Below are 17,885 nucleotides of genomic sequence, written 5' to 3'. Positions count from 1 at the left end.
GCCGCATCTGCAACAGGAAGCCTTGACAAAGCGGCCCTGACGCGAAAGGTCACACCCAAGAGCGCAAGCCCCGCGCAAGACCCCATCCGGGAGGATAGTCATGAGCACCGAAACCATGAAGGACCAGGCCGCAGCCGGAAGCACCGTCGACGAACGGGAAGTGGCGCGCTTCTCCGCAATGGCAGCCGAATGGTGGGACCCTGCCGGCAAGTTCAAACCGCTGCACAAATTCAATCCGGTACGCCTTGCCTACATCAAGGAGCAGGTCTGCAACCGCTTTGGCCGCGACCCCAAGGCCAGCGATGCCTTCAAGGGTCTGCGCTTTCTCGACATCGGCTGCGGCGGCGGCCTGCTGAGCGAGCCCATGGCCCGCCTTGGCGCCGAAGTGGTGGGCGCCGACCCCTCGACGGTCAACATCGAGATTGCAAAGCTCCATGCGGCCCAATCCGGCCTTACCATCGACTACCGCGCCTCAACTGCCGAGGAACTGGCGGCAGCGGGCGAAACCTTTGACGTGGTGCTGAACATGGAAGTGGTGGAGCACGTAGCCGATGTGCCGCTGTTCCTGACCGAAGTGTCACGCATGGTCCGGCCCGGCGGGCTGATGTTCGTGGCCACCATCAACCGTACTCTCAAGGCCTATGCGCTGGCCATTGTCGGCGCCGAATATGTGCTGCGCTGGCTGCCGAAGGGCACACACACGTTTGAAAAGCTGGTGCGTCCGGAGGAAATCGAGCGTCCTGTGACGGCAGCGGGCCTCACGATAATCGACCGCAGCGGCGTTACCTTCAATCCGCTCACCGACCGCTGGAACCGCTCGCGCGACATGGACGTGAACTACATGCTGCTCGCCAGCCGCTGACGCGATTGCCCGAGCGGGGAGACAGACAGAACAGAAAACGGAATAGTGTCACGTGACGCTATTCCGTTTCTACCGAAAGCGTCACCTCTCTATTGTGCAGGCCTGTCAGCCACTTCCCTGAGCACAGCCTGTCATGACGCCCGACCTGATCGCCGCCTTCGTTCTCTACGCCTTCGTCTCCTCCATCACGCCGGGGCCGAACAACACCATGCTTCTGGCTTCGGGGGTGAACTTCGGAATCAAGGCCTCGCTGCCGCATATGCTGGGCATCACCATCGGCTTCTCGATTCTGGTTCTGTCCTGCGGGCTGGGGATCGGAGCACTCTTCGAGCTGTGGCCAGCCCTCCATGATGTGCTGAAATATGCCGGTGCGCTTTACATGGCCTGGCTCGCCTGGAAAATCGCCCGCTCCGGCGCACCACAGAGCGCGGGTGCAAAGCCGAAGCCTTTCACATTTCTGCAGGCGGCCGCCTTCCAGTGGATCAACCCGAAGGCCTGGATCATGGCCATAGGCGCCATAGCCGCCTATACGCCCGCAGACGGCTTCTTCACCAACGTGCTGATCATCACCCTGCTTTACGGCCTTACCGGCGCTCCCTGCTGCTTCTCCTGGGGGCCGCAGGCAGGTTGTTGCGCGGCTTCCTGGCCAGCCCGGCACGGCTGCAGGCCTTCAACATCGCCATGGCCCTTTTGCTTCTGGCATCGCTCTATCCGGTCATGGTCGATGCCACACAGGACATCAGCCAGCTGATCCACTGACGCCTGCCTGTTTCCGAAACAGTCTTCCCAAGCAGGATGTTTTCCGGCACGAGATAACCTTACGTTTCAGGAAAACAGGGATACGCACGCATGACCGAGGCCGTTGTCTTCATTCCGGGCCTGCTCTGCACGGAGCTGCTCTTTGCCGCACAGATCGCCGCTTTCTCGGACCGGCCGATCCTTATCGGCAATCACCGGGAGGCGGACAGCATTGGCGGCATAGCAGAGGGCATTCTCGCTGCCGCACCGGAGCGTTTTGCCCTCGCCGGCCTGTCCATGGGCGGCTACATTGCCATGGAAATCATGCGCAGGGCGCCAGAGCGGGTGACGCGGCTCGCCCTGCTGGACACCAGCGCCCGGCCAGACCTGCCCGAGCAGGGCGAGCGCCGCCGCGTGCTGATGCAGATGGCGCAGTCGGGCAAATTCTCCAAGGTGCCGCATCTGCTTTATCCCGGACTGGTGGATACTTCGCGGGCAGAGGACGAAACCCTCAAGGCCGTGGTGGTTGAAATGGCCGAAGACACTGGCGCCGAGGCCTTCGTGCGCCAGCAGACCGCCATCATGGCCCGGATCGACTCCCGCCCGTTCCTCGGCCAGATCGCCTGTCCCACACTGGTGCTCGCTGGGGAAGGCGACACACTGACACCGCCGGCCGTTGCCCGCGAAATTCATGAGTCCATCCCAGGCAGCCGCCTCAGTCTGATCGCCGGGGCTGGCCACCTGTCCACCTTGGAGGCGCCTGCCGCCGTTACCGCGGAACTCCAGGCCTGGATGCGCGTCTGAGACTTACCCGGACTTTCCCCTCGACAGGGCTCCGCGTCACACTGCCGCAGGATTTGAGCGCCAATGCCGCAATCCTGCCGCAGACCGGGCGCCCTCTCCTGATGCAGATCAAAATGATTGTCACATTCTCTTGCTAACCTAACGGCACGTGTGCATGCTGAGGCCTTACCCGCGGTAATTGCCAGCAGCATGCAGGCCACGGCCTGACAGACCGCAAGCAGCGGCTAGGCAGGCGTCTCTCCTTCTGAAGACGCGCAATCGACATCTGTGGGAGGTCGACATGACAAAGAACCGGATCGAACATGACACCGAAGTACATGGCGCCATGGGACTCACCGCGCCATGGATGAATGTTGCATCCAGCAAATGGGCCGACAACTGGTCCTGGGCCGAACGCTCTGACAAGCTGGGTGAGCACACGCTCAGCGCCCTCGAGACCGCCAGCCGCCAGATGCTGGAAGGCAGCGAGAAGGCTTTTACAGGCCACATGGACTTCGTGAGCCAGCGGCTCAAGGCTGATCTCGCCTGCTTCCGCTCGCTCGTGGCCTGCAAGGAACCGGCAGAAACCGCCAAGACCCTGCAGGGCTTCTTCCGTGACATGTGGCACGACTATGAAGCCCAGGCCCAGAAAACGCTGGAACTGCTGCAAACCGGCCTCACCGAAACCTCAAAGGCCGGCGATCTCATCGTCGATACGGCAGCAGAAGTGGTGGAAGACATGGCCCAGCAGACCATGGAAGCTGCCTCAAAGGCGATGGAACCAGCCAACAGTAACGGCACTGGCGAGGCAGTGCCCCGCAAGCCCGCCCCGCGCTCCAAGCCGGCTGCCAACGCCTGACCGGACGCCTAGCAAGCCGGGCCGCCAGTTCAGGCTGGCCCGGCGATCAGTTGCGGTCTTCCGGCAGCACCGGCAGCGGCAAAATGCTGATGCCCTCTTCCAGCAGGGCCTGCGCATCATCCGGGCTGGTCTCGCCGTAGATGCTGCGATGATCCGTCTCGCCATAGTGCATCTTGCGCGCCTCATCGGCAAAGGACTGGCCCACATAATCGGCATTGGAGACGATCTGCTGGCGCAGTTCCCGGATCTTCTGCAAAAGCTCGGCGTGGCGCGAGTCAGAGGCGATCATGGCCGATGTTGCCCCAGCCCCGGCAGCCGCCGCAGGCGCTTCAACGGGAGCGGCAGCTTCAGCTCCGCCGCCGGCCGGAACCAAGCTCTCCCGCCGCTCAGACGTGCTGACGGCAGGCGCCATCAGAGCCTTGGTGACGTCATCAGACCCGCAGGCCGGGCAGCTCATCAAGCCTTGCGCCATCTGGCGCTCGAAATCTCCGGAGTTACGGAACCAGCCCTCGAACTCATGGGCATTGTCGCAGCGGAGCGTGTAACGGATCACGCCTCAATCTCCTTGCCGGTCTGCGTCAGGGTGAAATCCCGCTCATTTGCAATTGCAGGAATGCGCTGACGCGCCTTCAGCGTTTCGTCGGTGTCGATACGGGCCGTCACGAAGCCCGGTTCATCATGGTCAAGTTCCGCGATCACCGCACCCCATGGGTTGATGATCAGGCTGTGGCCATAGGTCTCGCGGCCATCCTCGTGCTTGCCGCCCTGGGCGCTGGAGATAACGAAGGCGCCATTCTCGATCGCCCGCGCCCGCTGCAGCACATGCCAATGCGCCTCGCCGGTCTGGCGGGTAAAGGCCGCCGGCATGGTCAGCACTTCGGCACCGGCACGGGCCTGTGCCCGGAACAGCGCCGGAAAGCGCACGTCATAGCACACGGCCATGCCCAGGCGTGCAAAGGGCAGATCTGCGACAAGGCTTTCGCAGCCGGGCCGGTAGGTCGCAGACTCCCGCCAGCTTTCGCCGTTGGGCAGGTCCACGTCGAACATATGGATCTTGTCGTACCGCGCCTTCAGGCTGCCGTCGGGGCCGATGAGAAAGCCACGGTTCGCCGCCTTGCCCGGCTCCAGCAGAATGGCGAGCGAGCCGATATGCAGCCAGATGCCAAGTTCGGCGGCCAGCGCCCGGAACCGAGCAAGTGACGGATCCTCCGCCTCCACCCGGATCTTGGCCATCAGGTCCTCACGGCTGCGCTCCAGCAGATTGGTCATCTCCGGCGTCTGCACATAATGCGCGCCCGCCGCAGCCGCCTCGCGGATCAGCGCCTCGGCAGCTGCATCATTGGCAGCAACATCACGGCTGGAGCGAAGCTGAACACAAGCGGCGGTGAAGATGGCCATTTCACAAACTCCGGGTCAGGCGGCGAGCATGGGATCGAGCTTGCCCGCCCGGTCCAGATCATGCAGGTCGTCACAGCCGCCCACATGCACCCCGCCGATGAAGATCTGCGGGAAGGTGCTGCGGCCATTGGCCTTGGCCATCATTTCGGACCGCAGTGCCGGATCAAAGGTGGCATCATGCTCGGTATAGGCAACGCCCTTGCTGTCCAGAAGGCGCTTGGCCGCAGAACAGTAGCCGCACATCTGCCGGGTGTAGATGATGACTTCAACCACGTTTCAACTCCTTATGGGCAGGTCACCGCCCCTCACCGGCTTATATCTGCCGGAACTTGCGCCGGACAAGCCCCGAAAATGGCCGGTCATCGCGGCAGGCTGCTCACTCTGCGGTGAATGAGGGATCGGCGATGGCAAAGGTGAGCACATCCACCTGCCGCGCGCCTGCCCGCAAAAGCACCCTTGTGCAGGCTTCCATCGTGGAGCCTGTCGTCAGCACATCATCCACCAGCAGCACCGGACGGCCGCTGACCTTCGCCGCCGCATCAGGCAGCAGGGCAAAGGCACCGCGCACATTGCGGCTGCGCTCGTCCGCATGCAGCCCCACTTGCTGACGGGTGCGGCGGCGCCGCTCCAGCATCAGCGGCTCGAAGGCTACGCCCTTGATGCGCGCCACCTCCTGCCCCAGCAGAGCGGCCTGATTGAACCGGCGCTGCCACAGGCGCGTGCGGTGCAGAGGCACAGGCAAAAGGAGGGTATCAGTCTGAAAGAGTTCCCGTCCGGCCGCCGCCATCAGCCGCCCCATGGGCGCCGCCACCTCGCGCCGCCCGCCGAATTTCAGCGCCAGCACCAGATCACGCGCCGGGCCACCATAGAGCGTGGCTGCACGGGCCCGGTTGAAGAGGGGCGGCGAGGCGATGGCACGGGCGCTCAGCCCCTCAGGCCCGAGATCAAACGAGAGCGGCGTGCCATAGCGGGCACACCATGGCGCCTCGATGAAGGGCATCTGGCTCCAGCAGGAGGGGCAAACCGCATCGGGCTCTGCTGCCGGGGCATCGCAGGTCAGACAGCGCGGTGGCAGCAGGAAATCCAGCCCTGTGCGCCAGATCCGGCGCAATCCGCCCAGGGAGCGGCTGCGCCAGTCAATCCGGTCAAGGCCTGCATCCGGTTCCTGAAGCATCTGCCGCCTCTTGCAACCCGTGGTTCACGTCACCCTAGCAGCTTTTGACGGAAGCGGAAGGCTGAGCCTATAAGGCATCATGCCCGGCACCCGGAAAGCACGCACATGACCCGCATCGACCTCATTGACCGTTCCCTCTTCGCCCGGCGGCGCAAGCGTGCCCTTGAGAGCCGCATTGAAGGCGCCGACTTCCTGCTTGCAGCGGTGGCAGAGGATCTGGCAGACCGCATCGCAGCCGTCACGAGAGAATTCGGCACGGCAGTGGACCTGGGCGGCCACACGGGGCGCATTGCTCAGATCCTGCAGCAGAGCGGCAAGGCAGAGACGGTGCTGCGCGGCGATCTGTTCCTGCCCGACCCTGCCCTGCCCGCCCCGGATTTTGTCTGCGATGACGCGCTGCTCCCATTGAAGGACGCGTCCGTGGGTCTGATCGTCTCGGCACTCAGCCTGCAGCTTGTAAACGACCTGCCGGGCGCGCTGATCCAGATCCGCCGGGCCTTGCGGCCGGACGGCCTATTTTTGGGGGCGATGCTGGGCGGAGATACCTTGAGCGAATTGCGCGATTGCCTGATGCGTGCGGAACTTGAAGTGACAGGCGGCGCCGCCCCGCGGGTCGTGCCCTTTGCCGACACGCGTGATCTTGGGGCCCTGTTGCAGCGCGCCGGTTTTGCCCTGCCGGTCACGGACACGGACAAGCTGACCGTGCGCTATGACAACATCTTTGCGCTGATGCGGGATCTGAAGATGATGGGGGCGGCTTCGGCACTGAACGAGCGCAGCCGCAAGCCCTTGTCACGGGCCGTATTTCTGAAGGCGGCAGAACTCTATGCAACCGATTACAGCGATCCGGACGGACGCATCCGTGCCACGTTTCAGGTCATGTATCTCTCTGGCTGGGCACCGCATGAGAGCCAGCAGAAGCCTCTGAAGCCGGGTTCTGCCAAGGCAAGACTGGCCGATGCGCTGAAAGTGCCGGAAGATCGCAGGGACGTTTGATCAGGAGCCCTTGAGGGCATCACTGATGATGGTGAAGGCTGTGCCAATGTCATGACCAATGGACAGCAGAGTCGCAGCAATGGCCAGTGAGATGAACCCGACCATCAGGCCATATTCAACGGCTGTCGCGCCTTTCACGTCTTCCTGGAAGCGAGCCGCCAGATCAAGGCCGATCTGAACGCGCTTCCTGGCGGGGGCACCAAACATGCCTGCCGGATTTTCGTCCAGTCGCATTGCAACTCCTAACCAGCCAGATACGCGGCTGTTTGCCTGTCGGTCTACATCAGGCGCCGACCAACCCGATCAAATGGGGGATCAGCGGCTCATCGGCCGGTGGCATGGGGAATTCCCTGAGCTTGCCTGCCCGCACCCATTTCAGGGTCTGCCCTTCCTGGGCTGCAGGAGTTCCTTGCCATCGCCGACAGACATACAATGGCATGAGGAGGTGAAAATCTTCATAAGCGTGGCTGGCGAAGGTCAGAGGGGCGAGGCACTCTTCCTTAACGCTGATTCCAAGTTCCTCGGAAAGCTCGCGGATCAGGCAGGCTTCCGGCCTTTCCCCAGCTTCCACCTTGCCCCCGGGGAATTCCCAGAGCCCTGCCATGGACTTTCCCTCGGGCCGTTGCGCGATCAGGATACGCCCATCCGCGTCAATGAGAGCACAGGCAACGACAAGAACCATCCGCATGGCATGTTCCAATTTTAGACAGTTTTGAGCGGACTCTTAAAAAACTCAGAGCCCGCCCTGAAGAAAGTTTGACGGATCAGCTGCGGTAATCGCCGTTGATCTCGACATAGGCCTTGGTCAGATCACAGGTCCAAACGGTGGCAGAGCCGTCGCCAAGGCCGATTTCGGTGCGGATGAGGATGTGCTCACGCTCCATGACCGCTGAAGCAGCAGCCTCCGAATAATCCGGATCGCGCTCGCCGTTGACGGCGACACGCACATCACCGAACCAGATGGCCAGACGGTCACGGTCCGCAGGCTCTCCGGCCTTGCCGACAGCCATGACGACGCGGCCCCAGTTGGCATCCTCACCGGCAATGGCGGTCTTCACCAGCGGCGAATTGGCGATGGACAGGGCAATGCGCTTGGCCGACGCGTCGGAAGAGGCGCCCTCGACGCGCACTTCCACAAACTTGCGGGCACCTTCACCGTCCCGGACGATCTGGTGCGCCAGATCCTGCATCACCTCGCCCAGCGCCTTGCGGAAGGGCTCCAGGCGCGGATCGGAAGCCTCAGTCACGCGCACAGCCCCGCGCTCAGCCGCCTTTCCGGTGGCAAACAGCAGTGCCGTGTCCGAGGTCGACGTATCGCTGTCGACCGTGATGGCATTGAAGCTGCCGCCGACGGCGCCGGAAATCAGCGCCTGCAGCACAGGTGCTGCAATCGGAGCGTCAGTGAAGAGGAAAGACAGCATGGTCGCCATGTCCGGGGCAATCATGCCTGCGCCCTTGGCAATGCCATTCAGCGTCACCGGCACACCGCCGAGATCCACTGTGCGGGTGGACACCTTCGGATAGGTGTCGGTGGTCATGATCGCCTTCGCCGTATCGAGCCAGGATCCAGCGACCGCATCGGCCACAAGGCCATCGACGACGCCGGAAAACTTGTCCGCAGGCAGCGGCTCGCCGATCACACCGGTGGAGGCAAGATAGATTTCGCCCTGAGCGCAGCCAACGGCCTTGCTGACGATTTCAGCCGACAGTTCCACGGCAGCCTTGCCCTTCTTGCCGGTGAAAGCATTGGCATTGCCGGAATTGACGAGGAGTGCCCGGGCCTTGCCGGAAGGCAGGTTGGCGCGGCACCAGTCCACCGGGGCGGAGGGGCAGAGCGAGCGGGTGAAGACACCGGCCACTTCCGTGCCTTCGTCCATCAGCACCAGGAGCACATCCGTGCGCCCCTTGTACTTGATGCCGGCCGCCGCCGTGGCAAAACGCACGCCTTCGATGACGGGCATCTCAGGGTAGGACTTGGGGGCAAGCGGAGAAACTTCTGTCGACATCACGGCCTCTGGCACTCAAATGCAATGAGTTGCAGCCTTGCCCGATGGACGGGGTGCGCAAGACCCATGACGCCCCCTGAAACAGGAAATCCCCCGGCAGGGTGCCGGGGGATCACGCTCAGATCAGAAGATCAGTGCCTTCCGGACCTGCGTCTTACTGCGCTGCAGGCTTTGCCGCTTCGCCAGCGGGAGCTGCGGCCGGAGCATCGGCCGGGGCATCGGCAGGAGCTTCCTGCTTGATGATTTCCACCGGATTTGCTGCCTTCAGCTCTTCAATGAGCTTTGCATAGCGTTCACGCATCAGCATCTGGCGCAGCCCGTCGGAGACCTCTTCCAGCGACGGAGCACTCTGGATACGCTTGTCTTCGGACTTGATGATGTGCCAGCCGAACTGGCTCTGCACCGGCTCCTTGGTGTACTCGCCCGGCTTCAGGGCAAAGGCAGCCGCCTCAAACTCCGGCACCATGCGGCCCTTGGTGAAGTAATCAAGGTCACCGCCATTGGCGGCCGAGCCGTCGCTGGAGTTGGCCTTGGCGAGCTCCGCAAAATCGGCACCGCCGTCCAGTTCCTTGATCAGCTTCTCGGCTTCTTCCTTGGAAGAGACAAGGATATGCCGGGCACGGACTTCTTCCTCGCCCTGGAAGTCCTTGAACTCCTTGTCATAGGCGGCCTTGATGTCTTCCTCGGTAATGCCGCCGTCCAGCTTCTGCGCCACATAGGCATTGCGCAGGGCCTGCGTTGTCATGAAGCGGACCTGACGCTGGAAGTCCTCGTCCTTCTCCATGCCTTCCTTCTTGGCCGCATCGGACAGAAGCGTCATGTCGATCATCACGTCCGTGAGGATCTGGCGCCACTGGGCCGGCGGGAAGCGCTGCAGCTGCGGGCCGAGGTCACGGGCGGCAAAGGCGATATCGGCTTCGGTGATTTCCGTGCTGCCAACCTTGGCAACAACGTCACCCGGTTCGGCCGCAGACAGGGCCGTGGCACCGAGGCTGAGCGCCGTTGCGGCGATCAGAACTGAGCGCAAGGGGCGGCTCATGAAAGAACGGAACATGTAGAGTCCTTAGGGTCAGAATTTGAACAGCTCCGCACCGCATGAGCGCGAGCTGCCGCAACCTTGCTGAAAGCGGCGGCGTTGACAAGCATCCTACCCCTCTTATCTGTCGAACGTCCCGCGCCACCTTAAAGGGCGGGGCATCCATGGAACGGCAGCTTCGCAGCCCGCATGCGGGCAGGCAGGCAGACCGTGTACCGGAAATGAGATTTTTTGAGGGCTGGTGACAGGGGCCTTGCACCTGATGCCGCCCGTCATTTGGAAGGACCGCCACATGGCCGGCCTTGGCGCATTAGCACGTAAGATTTTTGGCTCCCCGAGCGACCGCAAGATCAAGGCCATGAAGGCGAAGGTTGCGGCCATCAATGCTCTCGAAGCCGAAGTACAGGCATTGTCGGATGACGCGCTGCGGGCGCGCACCCAGACCTTCCGTGAGCAGTTGGCCAATGGCGCCACGCTGGACGACATTCTGGCTCCTGCCTTCGCCACTGTGCGCGAAGCGGCCCGCCGGGCCCTCGGGCAGCGGCACTATGACGTTCAGCTGATCGGCGGCCTTGTCCTCAACTCCGGGCAGATCTCCGAAATGCGCACCGGTGAAGGCAAGACGCTTGTCGCCACCGCGCCGGTCTATCTGAATGCCCTCGCTGGCAAGGGCGTTCACGTGGTCACCGTGAACGACTATCTGGCCCAGCGCGATGCCCAGATGATGGGCAAGGTCTACGGCTTCCTCGGTCTGAGCACCGGCGTTATCGTACACGGCCTGTCCGACGAGGAGCGCCGCGCCGCCTATGCCGCAGACGTGACCTACGGCACCAACAACGAGTTCGGCTTCGATTATCTGCGCGACAACATGAAGTATGAGCGCGCTTCGATGGTCCAGCGCGGTCACAACTTCGCAATCGTCGATGAAGTGGACTCGATCCTCATCGACGAAGCGCGCACGCCGCTGATCATTTCCGGCCCGCTGGAAGACCGCTCCGACTTCTACAACACGATCGACACCTTCATTCCGGCGCTGACGCCGGAGGATTACGAGATCGACGAAAAGCAGCGTTCGGCCACATTCACCGAAAGCGGCAACGAAAAGCTGGAGCAGCTGCTGGGTGCAGCCAACCTCTTGCGCAGCGAGTCGCTCTATGACGTTGAAAACGTCAGCGCCGTGCATCACCTGCAGCAGGCGCTGAAGGCGCACAAGCTGTTCCAGCGCGACAAGGACTACATCGTCCGCAACGGCGAAGTGGTGATCATCGACGAATTCACCGGCCGCATGATGCCGGGCCGCCGTTATTCGGAAGGCTTGCACCAGGCGCTGGAAGCGAAGGAAAAGGTCCGCATCCAGCCGGAGAACCAGACCCTCGCCTCGATCACCTTCCAGAATTACTTCCGCATGTACGACAAGCTGGCCGGCATGACCGGCACGGCAGCGACCGAAGCGGACGAATTCCAGGACATCTACGGGCTGGAAGTTGTCGAAATTCCGACCAACATGCCGGTCAAGCGCGTTGATGATGACGACGAGGTCTACCGGACGGCAGACGAGAAGTTCAACGCCATCGTGGCGCTGATCGACGACTGCAAGTCCCGCCAGCAGCCGATTCTGGTGGGCACTACCTCGATCGAAAAGTCGGAAATGCTGGCAGAGCGCCTGCGCAAGCACGGCTACCGCCAGGTGGACGTGACCGACCCCAACGCTTTCGCGCCGCTGCATAATGGCGATCAGGGCGGCCAGGAAGACAAGGTCTTCGCCGTGCTGAATGCCCGCTACCACGAGCAGGAAGCTTTCATCATCTCGCAGGCCGGCCTGCCCGGTGCCGTCACCATCGCCACCAACATGGCTGGCCGCGGCACGGACATTCAGCTTGGCGGCAACCCCGACATGCGCATCGAGCGCGAGCTGGCGGACATGGAAGCGGGCCCCGAGCGTGATGCACGCGTGGCCGCGATCCGTGCGGAAATCGAAACTCTGAAGCAGAAGGCACTGGCCGCAGGCGGTCTTTACGTCATCGGCACGGAGCGTCATGAAAGCCGGCGTATCGACAACCAGCTGCGCGGCCGTTCGGGCCGTCAGGGCGACCCCGGCCATTCCAAGTTCTTCCTGTCGCTGCAGGACGACCTGATGCGCATCTTCGGTTCCGACCGGATGGACTCCATGCTGCAGAAGCTTGGCCTGAAGGAAGGTGAAGCCATCATCCACCCCTGGATCAACCGGGCGCTGGCCAAGGCCCAGCAGAAGGTGGAAGCGCGCAACTTCGATATCCGCAAGAACCTGCTGAAGTTCGATGACGTGATGAACGACCAGCGCAAGGTGGTGTTCGAACAGCGCATCGAGCTTATGGATGGCGAAGACCTCGGCCAGACCGTGACCGACATGCGCCATGAGGTCATCGACGATCTCGTCTCCCGCCATATCCCCGAGAGCGCCTATCCGGAGCAGTGGGACACGGAAGGTCTTGCGAAGGAAGTGCAGACCCTTCTCAACCTCGACCTGCCGGTCGTGGACTGGGCCAAGGAAGAAGGCATCGCCGACGAAGAAGTACGCGAGCGCCTGACCAAGGCTGCCGATGCCATCATGGAAGACAAGCTTGGCCGCTTCGGCCAACAGATCATGAGCCAGGTGGAAAAGGCGATCCTGCTGCAGACGCTGGACAATCTCTGGCGCGAGCATCTGGCAAACCTTGATCATCTGCGCTCGGTCATCGGCTTCCGCGGTTATGCCCAGCGTGATCCGCTGCAGGAATACAAGACCGAAGCCTTCAGCCTCTTCGAGAACATGCTGATCCAGCTGCGCCAGATCACCACCTCCCAGCTGATGCGGGTGGAACTGGTGACCCAGCAGGCGCCGCAGATGCCCGAAGAGCCGCGTGAGATGCACCCTCATCACCTTGACCCGGTGACGGGTGAGGACGAGATGGCCGATGACCTGCCCGGTGGCGGCTTTGCGGCAACTGGCGTTGCCCGCGATCCGAACGACCCTTCAACCTGGGGCCGGATTGGCCGCAACGAGGTCTGCCCCTGCGGTTCAGGCAAGAAGTACAAGCACTGCCACGGCGTGCTGAGCTGACAAGAAGCAAATGCCCCCGGCCCGGCCGGGGGCATTTTTCCTGATAGAGCGGCAGCCCCTGTCCGCAAACAGACAAGAAGCTTCAGTCCTCCGGCATGTGTTGCCGTGGATGAGACAAAGCGCAAAGCCCGGAACCGGAGCACAGCATGAAGCTGAGCAGCAGACAGCAGCGGCTTTTGCGGGAATTCGCCACCATTGCGCGTTTCGGCATTGTCGGCGTGTCGGCCGCCGTTGTTCATGCCTCCGTGGCCGTCGGCCTACTGGAGCTTTTGCATGTGCCGCCGATGCTGTCCAACATCGGCGGGTTTCTGGTCGCCTTCATCGTCTCGTTCACCGGTCACCACGCCTGGAGCTTCCGCTCTGCCGATGAGGTACAGACAGGCCAGCGCATGCGCCGCTTCTTCGTGCTGGCGGCCGCCGGTTTCGTGCTGAACAACGGCGCCCTGGCGGCCCTGTTGAAGTTTACCCAGCTTCCCGGCGCGGTGGGCATCATCATTGCGATCTTCGTGGTTCCGCCGCTCACCTTCCTGGGGGCCCGCCTGTGGGCCTTTGCCGAACCTTCAAATCCCAACTCCCGATGACCGGACGACCGATGATGTCAGCCGCCCGTGCCACCATTCTTTACTGCGTCACCATCTGCCTGCTCTGGGCGCTGGTGCCGAGCATCCTGTTTCCAAATCCGCCGCTCGATGTGGTGGAGGGCTTTGCCTGGGGCCGGGATCTGGCGCTTGGCTATACCAAGCATCCGCCCCTTCAGGCCTGGCTGCTGGAAGCAAGCTATCATCTGACCGGTGACCATGCCTTTGGCGCCTACTGGCTGAGCCAGATCTGCTATGCCCTGACCTATCTGGCCATCTGGCTGCTGGGCCGGGATATGGGGCTCACCCCATGGCAGCGTTTCTGGGCAATTGTGGCCACCAGCTGCACCTTCTACTTCACTCTGCCCGCGCCGGAGTTCAACCCGAACATCCTGCAGATCCCGGTTTGGGCCGGCATGCTGCTCTTCTTCCACCGGGGCCTTGCGCACGGGCGGCTGGCGGACTGGCTGCTGCTCGGCCTCACAGCAGCGCTCGGGCTCTATGCAAAGTACTTCGCAGGTCTGCTCATCGGCTGCATCGGCCTCTATGCGCTGACCTTCCGCGATGCGCGCCGCTGCCTCGCAACACCCGGCCCCTATCTGGCCATGGTCCTGGCTCTGGTGCTTTTTGCCCCGCATGTCTGGTGGCTGCTGGAGACGGACTTTCTGACTTTCACCTATGCCGCAAGCCGCAGTGTTCCGGCGGAAGGCATCGCAGACCACATTCTCAACCCGGTCAACTTCCTGCTCGGCCAGTTTGGCAGCATGGCGCCGGTGCTGATCCCCATTTTCGCCGGGCTCGGTCTGGTGGGCCTGCGTGGAACTGCATCACAAGCTGAGCCGGCCAGCGGCAATGATGCAGATCTGCGTTTCCTGCTGTGGTTCACCCTGCTGCCCGCCCTTGTCGTGATGCTGGTCTCCGCCGCCACCGGCAATGCCTTCAAGCAGATGTGGGGCGCATCCATGTTCACGCTGGCAGGACTGCTGCTGGTGCGCTTCGCCTCGGCGCGCAACGGCAACTGGTCCATCCGCCGCGCCCTGACCGCAGCCGCTGCGGTTCAGGTGATCTTTCTCAGTGTTGCCGCAGGTCAGGCGCTGGTGGAACCGCTGATCAAGAAAAAGCCGACGCGCATTCACTTCCCCGGCGCGGTAGTGGCAGCGCAAGCCGAAACGGCCTGGCGCGAGGCAACTGGTACGCCGCTCACCTATGTCGCGGGCGACATGTGGCCTGCGGCTCATGTCACCCTGTTTTCAGCAGACAGGCCGCATCTCTTCACCGATCACACCCCCGCCATTGCCCCATGGATCAGCATGGAGGACGTGAAGAAGAAGGGTGTCCTGGTCATCTGGACAGGTGACAGCGAAATGCCCACAGGCTCTCTGGCTGCGCTCTATCCTGGCCGCCTGCGCGATGGCTTTGCCGACATCCCCTACGCCGATCCGGCCAAGTGGCCGCCGCTGCGCCTCAACTGGCTGATCATCCGGCCCGGCGAGGTTGCCGGGGAGTGACAAACAGAAAGGCCGCGCAGGCATACCCGCGCGGCCTTGTCCATATCTGGAGAACCCGGTCAGGCCTCAGCGGATCACCACTTTGGCGCCCACGGAGACCTCGCTGTAGAGGTGCTCCACGTCGTCGTTCCACATGCGGAAGCACCCGGAGGAGACGGCCTGGCCGATGCTCCAGTCTTCGTTGGTGCCGTGGATGCGGTAAATGGTGTTGCCGAGATAAAGTGCGCGGGCGCCCAGCGGGTTCTGCGGACCGCCAGCCATGAACGCGGGCAGCTTGCGGCCCTTCTTGCGCTCACGGGCGATCATTTCCGGCGGCGGTGTCCAGCCCGGCCACTCGGCCTTGCGGGTGACCTTTTCCTCGCCCTTCCAGGTAAAGCCGTCCCGGCCCACGCCAATGCCGTAACGCATGGCCTTGCCGTTCTCAAGCACGTGGTAAAGGCGCCGCTCCGTGGTGTCGACAATGATCGTACCGGGCGCTTCCGGACCGTTGTAGGTCACCATCTTGCGCTTGTACTCCCGGCGGGCAATCTTGGCTGCCACTTCCGGCGTCAGCTTCATCTCCAGCCACTGGCGCGTGACCGGATCGTAATAGGTGTTGTCATAGGCCGACGCGGGCGCGGCATAAAACGCACTCAGAGCAATGCCGGCAACGGCAGCCATGAAGGTCAAACGGGAGAGGCGGTGCATGAGAAAAGGCTCTCTGGAAGGTTTCGGTTGGATCAAACACACGAACGCAAACTGGAGCGCCCGCACGCGGCGGACTGAAACTCCAGTTTTTCTAGCGTTTTCGTGGTGAAGAAACAGTTACGAGACCTTGCAGTTCTCAGGCGGCCTTGCCGCCCAGAAACGCTTCCACATCCGCCCGGCGCGGCAGCGGAGCAACCGCGCCGTAACCAGTGACGGACAGGGCCGCAGCCGCATTGGCATAGGCCGCAGCCGCGAAGGCATCACCACAGCGCAGGTATTCGGCAAGGAACGCACCGTCGAATGCATCGCCTGCCCCCGTGGCGTCCACAGCCTTCACCTTGTGCGCCCCAAGCGTCTCGCGGCGTTCTGCCGTTGCAATCAGCACGCCATCGCCGCCCATGGTCAGCGCCACCACCCTGGCACCAAGGCCGAGCAGTTCATCGGCGATGCCATCAGCATCCTGCGCGTGGCAAATCTGGCGGGCGTCATCGAGACCCGGCAGAATGATATCGGTCATGCCGATGGTCGAGCGGATGACGGCACGGGCACGGGCCAGCGGCCACAGCGCAAGGCGCAGGTTGGTATCGTAGGAGATAAGACCGCCTGCAGCGCGCACCTGCTCCACGGCCGCAAAGCAGGCGTCGCAGGCCGAAGCCGAGATTGCTTGGCTGATCGCGGAGAAATGCAGCACCCGCGTCTTGGCCAGCATGTCCTTCGGCAAATCACGCGGCTGATAGAGGCTGGCCGCAGAGCCGGCCCGGCGGTAGGAGAAGCGGTGGCCATCAGTACCGTGGGTGACGAAATAGATGCCGGTCGGGGCATCCGGGTTGGCCTTGACCTCGCTGTCGTCGACACTTTCCGCTTTCCACATGGCGCGCAGGCTGTCACCGAAAACATCCGCGCCCAGCGCCGTCGCCAGCGCAACGCGGGCCCCCTGCCGGGCCGCAGCCACGGCGGCGTTGGACACATCACCGCCAAAGCCGGGGTGATAGGCACCACCGGCCTCATGCTGGTTCAGCTCAACCATGGGCTCGCCAAGGCAAACGATATCCACCGCGCTCGTCATCTGAAAGTCACCCTGAAACAAAGAACTTTGCCGCTTCTAGACCAGCCGGACAGCCATGAGAAGCATCTTTCAATCGATTTAATGCAGCATCCGATGTGAAGTCCATCTCTTTGACCGTCCATCTGCGCCCGCCATTCGGGCGGCTAGGCAGAGCGAAAGGGGGACGCTATCTAGGGGATAGTCACGTCCAATCACCGGAAAGCCGCCATGTCCATCAGCCTGAAGCCCGATGTTCCCGCTCACCTGCCCTATGCTGAACAGGGTGCGGATCAGGGTGGTACGCCGCTGGTGCTGCTGCATGGCTTTGGCGGAGACCGGCAGGGCTGGCTGAACATCCAGACGGGTCTTTCCACACGCCTGCGCAGCATAGCCTTTGATCTTCCCGGACACGGCGCAGCCGTGGGCTGGCCGCGCATCGGCAACGCGGGGATCTCGGCCAAGGCGGTCAGCCAGTCGCTCGACGCGCTTGGACTGGAACAAGTTCATCTGGCGGGCCATTCGATGGGCGGCGCCGTTGCGGCGCTCATTGCGCTGCGCATGCCGGAGCGTATTGCCAGCCTGACGCTCGTTGGTCCAGGCGGTTTCGGCCCGCAGATCAACACGGGCCTTTTGCGCCGCTACGCATCAGCTTCGGAAGAAGAAGACCTCGCCACCCTGCTGCCGGAGTTTTTTGCCCCTTCCTTCCGCATGCCGCGCCAGCTCGCCCGCCATGCCTCGGAAGCAAGATCACGGCCGGGCGCCGTCGAAGCCCTGCAGGAGATCGTTGAAGAGATCCTTGATGGTGACGGGCAGAAGACCCTGCCGCTCGATGATGTCGCCGCCCTGCCGCTGCCGGTTCAGGTGATCTGGGGCCTCGAGGATGGCGTGCTGCCCGTCAGCCAGAGCGAGGGCCTGCCGGACGCCATTGCCGTGCACCATCTGGCAGACACCGGCCATATGCCCCATCTGGAGCAACCGCGCGAAGTCATCCGCCTCCTCGCTGAAGTTACCGGCGGGAGGTAATACCAACTCTCTGTGAACTCGACTCATCGAGAGCTGGTCAAGCCCGTGCAGCGCTTGAGCGTCTTCAAGGCGTGATGCATCAGCATCTCAGCGCCTTGGTATAAGCCCTGCCG

General features: G+C 62.8%; 18 protein-coding genes and 1 pseudogene. 9 read left to right on the top strand and 10 right to left on the bottom strand.

From position 1 onward, the window contains the following. The first annotated feature begins 115 nt into the window (after positions 1-115). From ubiG to ACQB61_RS21225, 4 genes and pseudogenes are all read left to right on the top strand, one after another. A complete protein-coding gene (gene ubiG, locus ACQB61_RS21240) occupies positions 116-862 on the top strand; it encodes a bifunctional 2-polyprenyl-6-hydroxyphenol methylase/3-demethylubiquinol 3-O-methyltransferase UbiG (protein WP_430514441.1) in 747 nt (248 codons plus the stop codon). 133 nt (positions 863-995) lie between these two features. After that, a pseudogene (locus ACQB61_RS21235) lies at positions 996-1,621 on the top strand (LysE family translocator). A 90-nt stretch (positions 1,622-1,711) separates the two neighbouring features. Beyond that, entirely contained in the window at positions 1,712-2,404 is a 693-nt protein-coding gene (locus tag ACQB61_RS21230; protein ID WP_430514235.1) for an alpha/beta fold hydrolase, read from the top strand. A gap of 280 nt (positions 2,405-2,684) precedes the next feature. Further along, positions 2,685-3,242 carry a phasin family protein gene (locus tag ACQB61_RS21225; RefSeq protein WP_430514234.1) on the top strand — a complete coding sequence of 186 codons (558 nt, stop codon included), beginning with the start codon at positions 2,685-2,687 and terminating at the stop codon, positions 3,240-3,242. Positions 3,243-3,288: 46 nt separating this feature from the next. Here ACQB61_RS21225 and ACQB61_RS21220 read toward each other — a convergent pair whose 3' ends face one another. From ACQB61_RS21220 to ACQB61_RS21205, 4 genes are all read right to left on the bottom strand, one after another. Then, positions 3,289-3,795 carry a DUF1178 family protein gene (locus tag ACQB61_RS21220; RefSeq protein ID WP_430514233.1) on the bottom strand — a complete coding sequence of 169 codons (507 nt, stop codon included), beginning with the start codon at positions 3,793-3,795 and terminating at the stop codon, positions 3,289-3,291. Next, a complete protein-coding gene (locus ACQB61_RS21215) occupies positions 3,792-4,640 on the bottom strand; it encodes a carbon-nitrogen hydrolase family protein (protein WP_430514232.1) in 849 nt (282 codons plus the stop codon). The genes ACQB61_RS21220 and ACQB61_RS21215 overlap by 4 nt, the downstream gene beginning before the upstream one ends. A gap of 15 nt (positions 4,641-4,655) precedes the next feature. Continuing rightward, complete coding sequence (gene grxC, locus ACQB61_RS21210; protein WP_430514231.1) at positions 4,656-4,913, bottom strand: glutaredoxin 3; 258 nt, start codon at positions 4,911-4,913, stop codon at positions 4,656-4,658. A 103-nt stretch (positions 4,914-5,016) separates the two neighbouring features. Then, entirely contained in the window at positions 5,017-5,814 is a 798-nt protein-coding gene (locus tag ACQB61_RS21205; protein WP_430514230.1) for a ComF family protein, read from the bottom strand. A 105-nt stretch (positions 5,815-5,919) separates the two neighbouring features. Between ACQB61_RS21205 and ACQB61_RS21200 the strand changes: the two genes are divergently transcribed. Then, positions 5,920-6,810 (top strand): methyltransferase domain-containing protein, encoded by an 891-nt coding sequence (locus ACQB61_RS21200; RefSeq protein WP_430514229.1) that lies wholly within the window; start codon positions 5,920-5,922, stop codon positions 6,808-6,810. Here the strand turns inward: ACQB61_RS21200 and ACQB61_RS21195 are convergent, their stop codons facing one another. The 4 genes from ACQB61_RS21195 to ACQB61_RS21180 form a co-directional block, all read right to left on the bottom strand. Then, positions 6,811-7,044, bottom strand: coding sequence for a Flp family type IVb pilin (locus ACQB61_RS21195; protein ID WP_019966063.1), 234 nt, complete (start codon positions 7,042-7,044; stop codon positions 6,811-6,813). Between the two features lie 49 nt (positions 7,045-7,093). Then, the gene (gene mutT, locus ACQB61_RS21190) at positions 7,094-7,498 is read right to left on the bottom strand and encodes an 8-oxo-dGTP diphosphatase MutT (protein ID WP_050475137.1); all 405 of its coding nucleotides are present in this window, start codon (positions 7,496-7,498) and stop codon (positions 7,094-7,096) included. A gap of 76 nt (positions 7,499-7,574) precedes the next feature. Continuing rightward, positions 7,575-8,816 carry a bifunctional glutamate N-acetyltransferase/amino-acid acetyltransferase ArgJ gene (argJ, locus tag ACQB61_RS21185; RefSeq protein ID WP_430514228.1) on the bottom strand — a complete coding sequence of 414 codons (1,242 nt, stop codon included), beginning with the start codon at positions 8,814-8,816 and terminating at the stop codon, positions 7,575-7,577. Between the two features lie 154 nt (positions 8,817-8,970). Then, complete coding sequence (locus ACQB61_RS21180) at positions 8,971-9,870, bottom strand: peptidylprolyl isomerase (protein WP_430514227.1); 900 nt, start codon at positions 9,868-9,870, stop codon at positions 8,971-8,973. A 274-nt stretch (positions 9,871-10,144) separates the two neighbouring features. Here ACQB61_RS21180 and secA point away from each other — a divergent pair, with 274 nt between their 5' ends. The 3 genes from secA (at position 10,145) to ACQB61_RS21165 (ending at position 15,017) form a co-directional block, all read left to right on the top strand. Next, complete coding sequence (secA, locus tag ACQB61_RS21175) at positions 10,145-12,931, top strand: preprotein translocase subunit SecA (RefSeq protein WP_430514440.1); 2,787 nt, start codon at positions 10,145-10,147, stop codon at positions 12,929-12,931. Between the two features lie 146 nt (positions 12,932-13,077). Further along, on the top strand, positions 13,078-13,512 hold the full coding sequence (locus tag ACQB61_RS21170) for a GtrA family protein (protein ID WP_430514226.1): 435 nt from the start codon (positions 13,078-13,080) through the stop codon (positions 13,510-13,512). An 11-nt stretch (positions 13,513-13,523) separates the two neighbouring features. Then, complete coding sequence (locus ACQB61_RS21165; protein WP_430514225.1) at positions 13,524-15,017, top strand: glycosyltransferase family 39 protein; 1,494 nt, start codon at positions 13,524-13,526, stop codon at positions 15,015-15,017. A 66-nt stretch (positions 15,018-15,083) separates the two neighbouring features. On the opposite strand, the gene ACQB61_RS21160 is transcribed toward ACQB61_RS21165, so the two are convergent. Both ACQB61_RS21160 and ACQB61_RS21155 read right to left on the bottom strand, forming a co-directional pair. Further along, a complete protein-coding gene (locus ACQB61_RS21160; RefSeq protein ID WP_430514224.1) occupies positions 15,084-15,704 on the bottom strand; it encodes a L,D-transpeptidase in 621 nt (206 codons plus the stop codon). 136 nt (positions 15,705-15,840) lie between these two features. Further along, positions 15,841-16,770: a sugar kinase gene (locus ACQB61_RS21155; protein ID WP_430514223.1), complete on the bottom strand. Its 930-nt coding sequence runs from the start codon at positions 16,768-16,770 to the stop codon at positions 15,841-15,843. 207 nt (positions 16,771-16,977) lie between these two features. On the opposite strand from ACQB61_RS21155, the gene ACQB61_RS21150 reads away from it, so the two are divergent. Continuing rightward, positions 16,978-17,772, top strand: coding sequence for an alpha/beta fold hydrolase (locus ACQB61_RS21150; protein WP_430514222.1), 795 nt, complete (start codon positions 16,978-16,980; stop codon positions 17,770-17,772). The last annotated feature ends 113 nt before the right edge of the window (positions 17,773-17,885 follow it).

It is taken from the genome of Pannonibacter phragmitetus (genome assembly GCF_050510895.1).
Taxonomy (GTDB): Bacteria; Pseudomonadota; Alphaproteobacteria; order Rhizobiales; family Stappiaceae; genus Pannonibacter; species Pannonibacter phragmitetus_B.
This window is presented reverse-complemented; position numbering and strand designations above follow the sequence as displayed.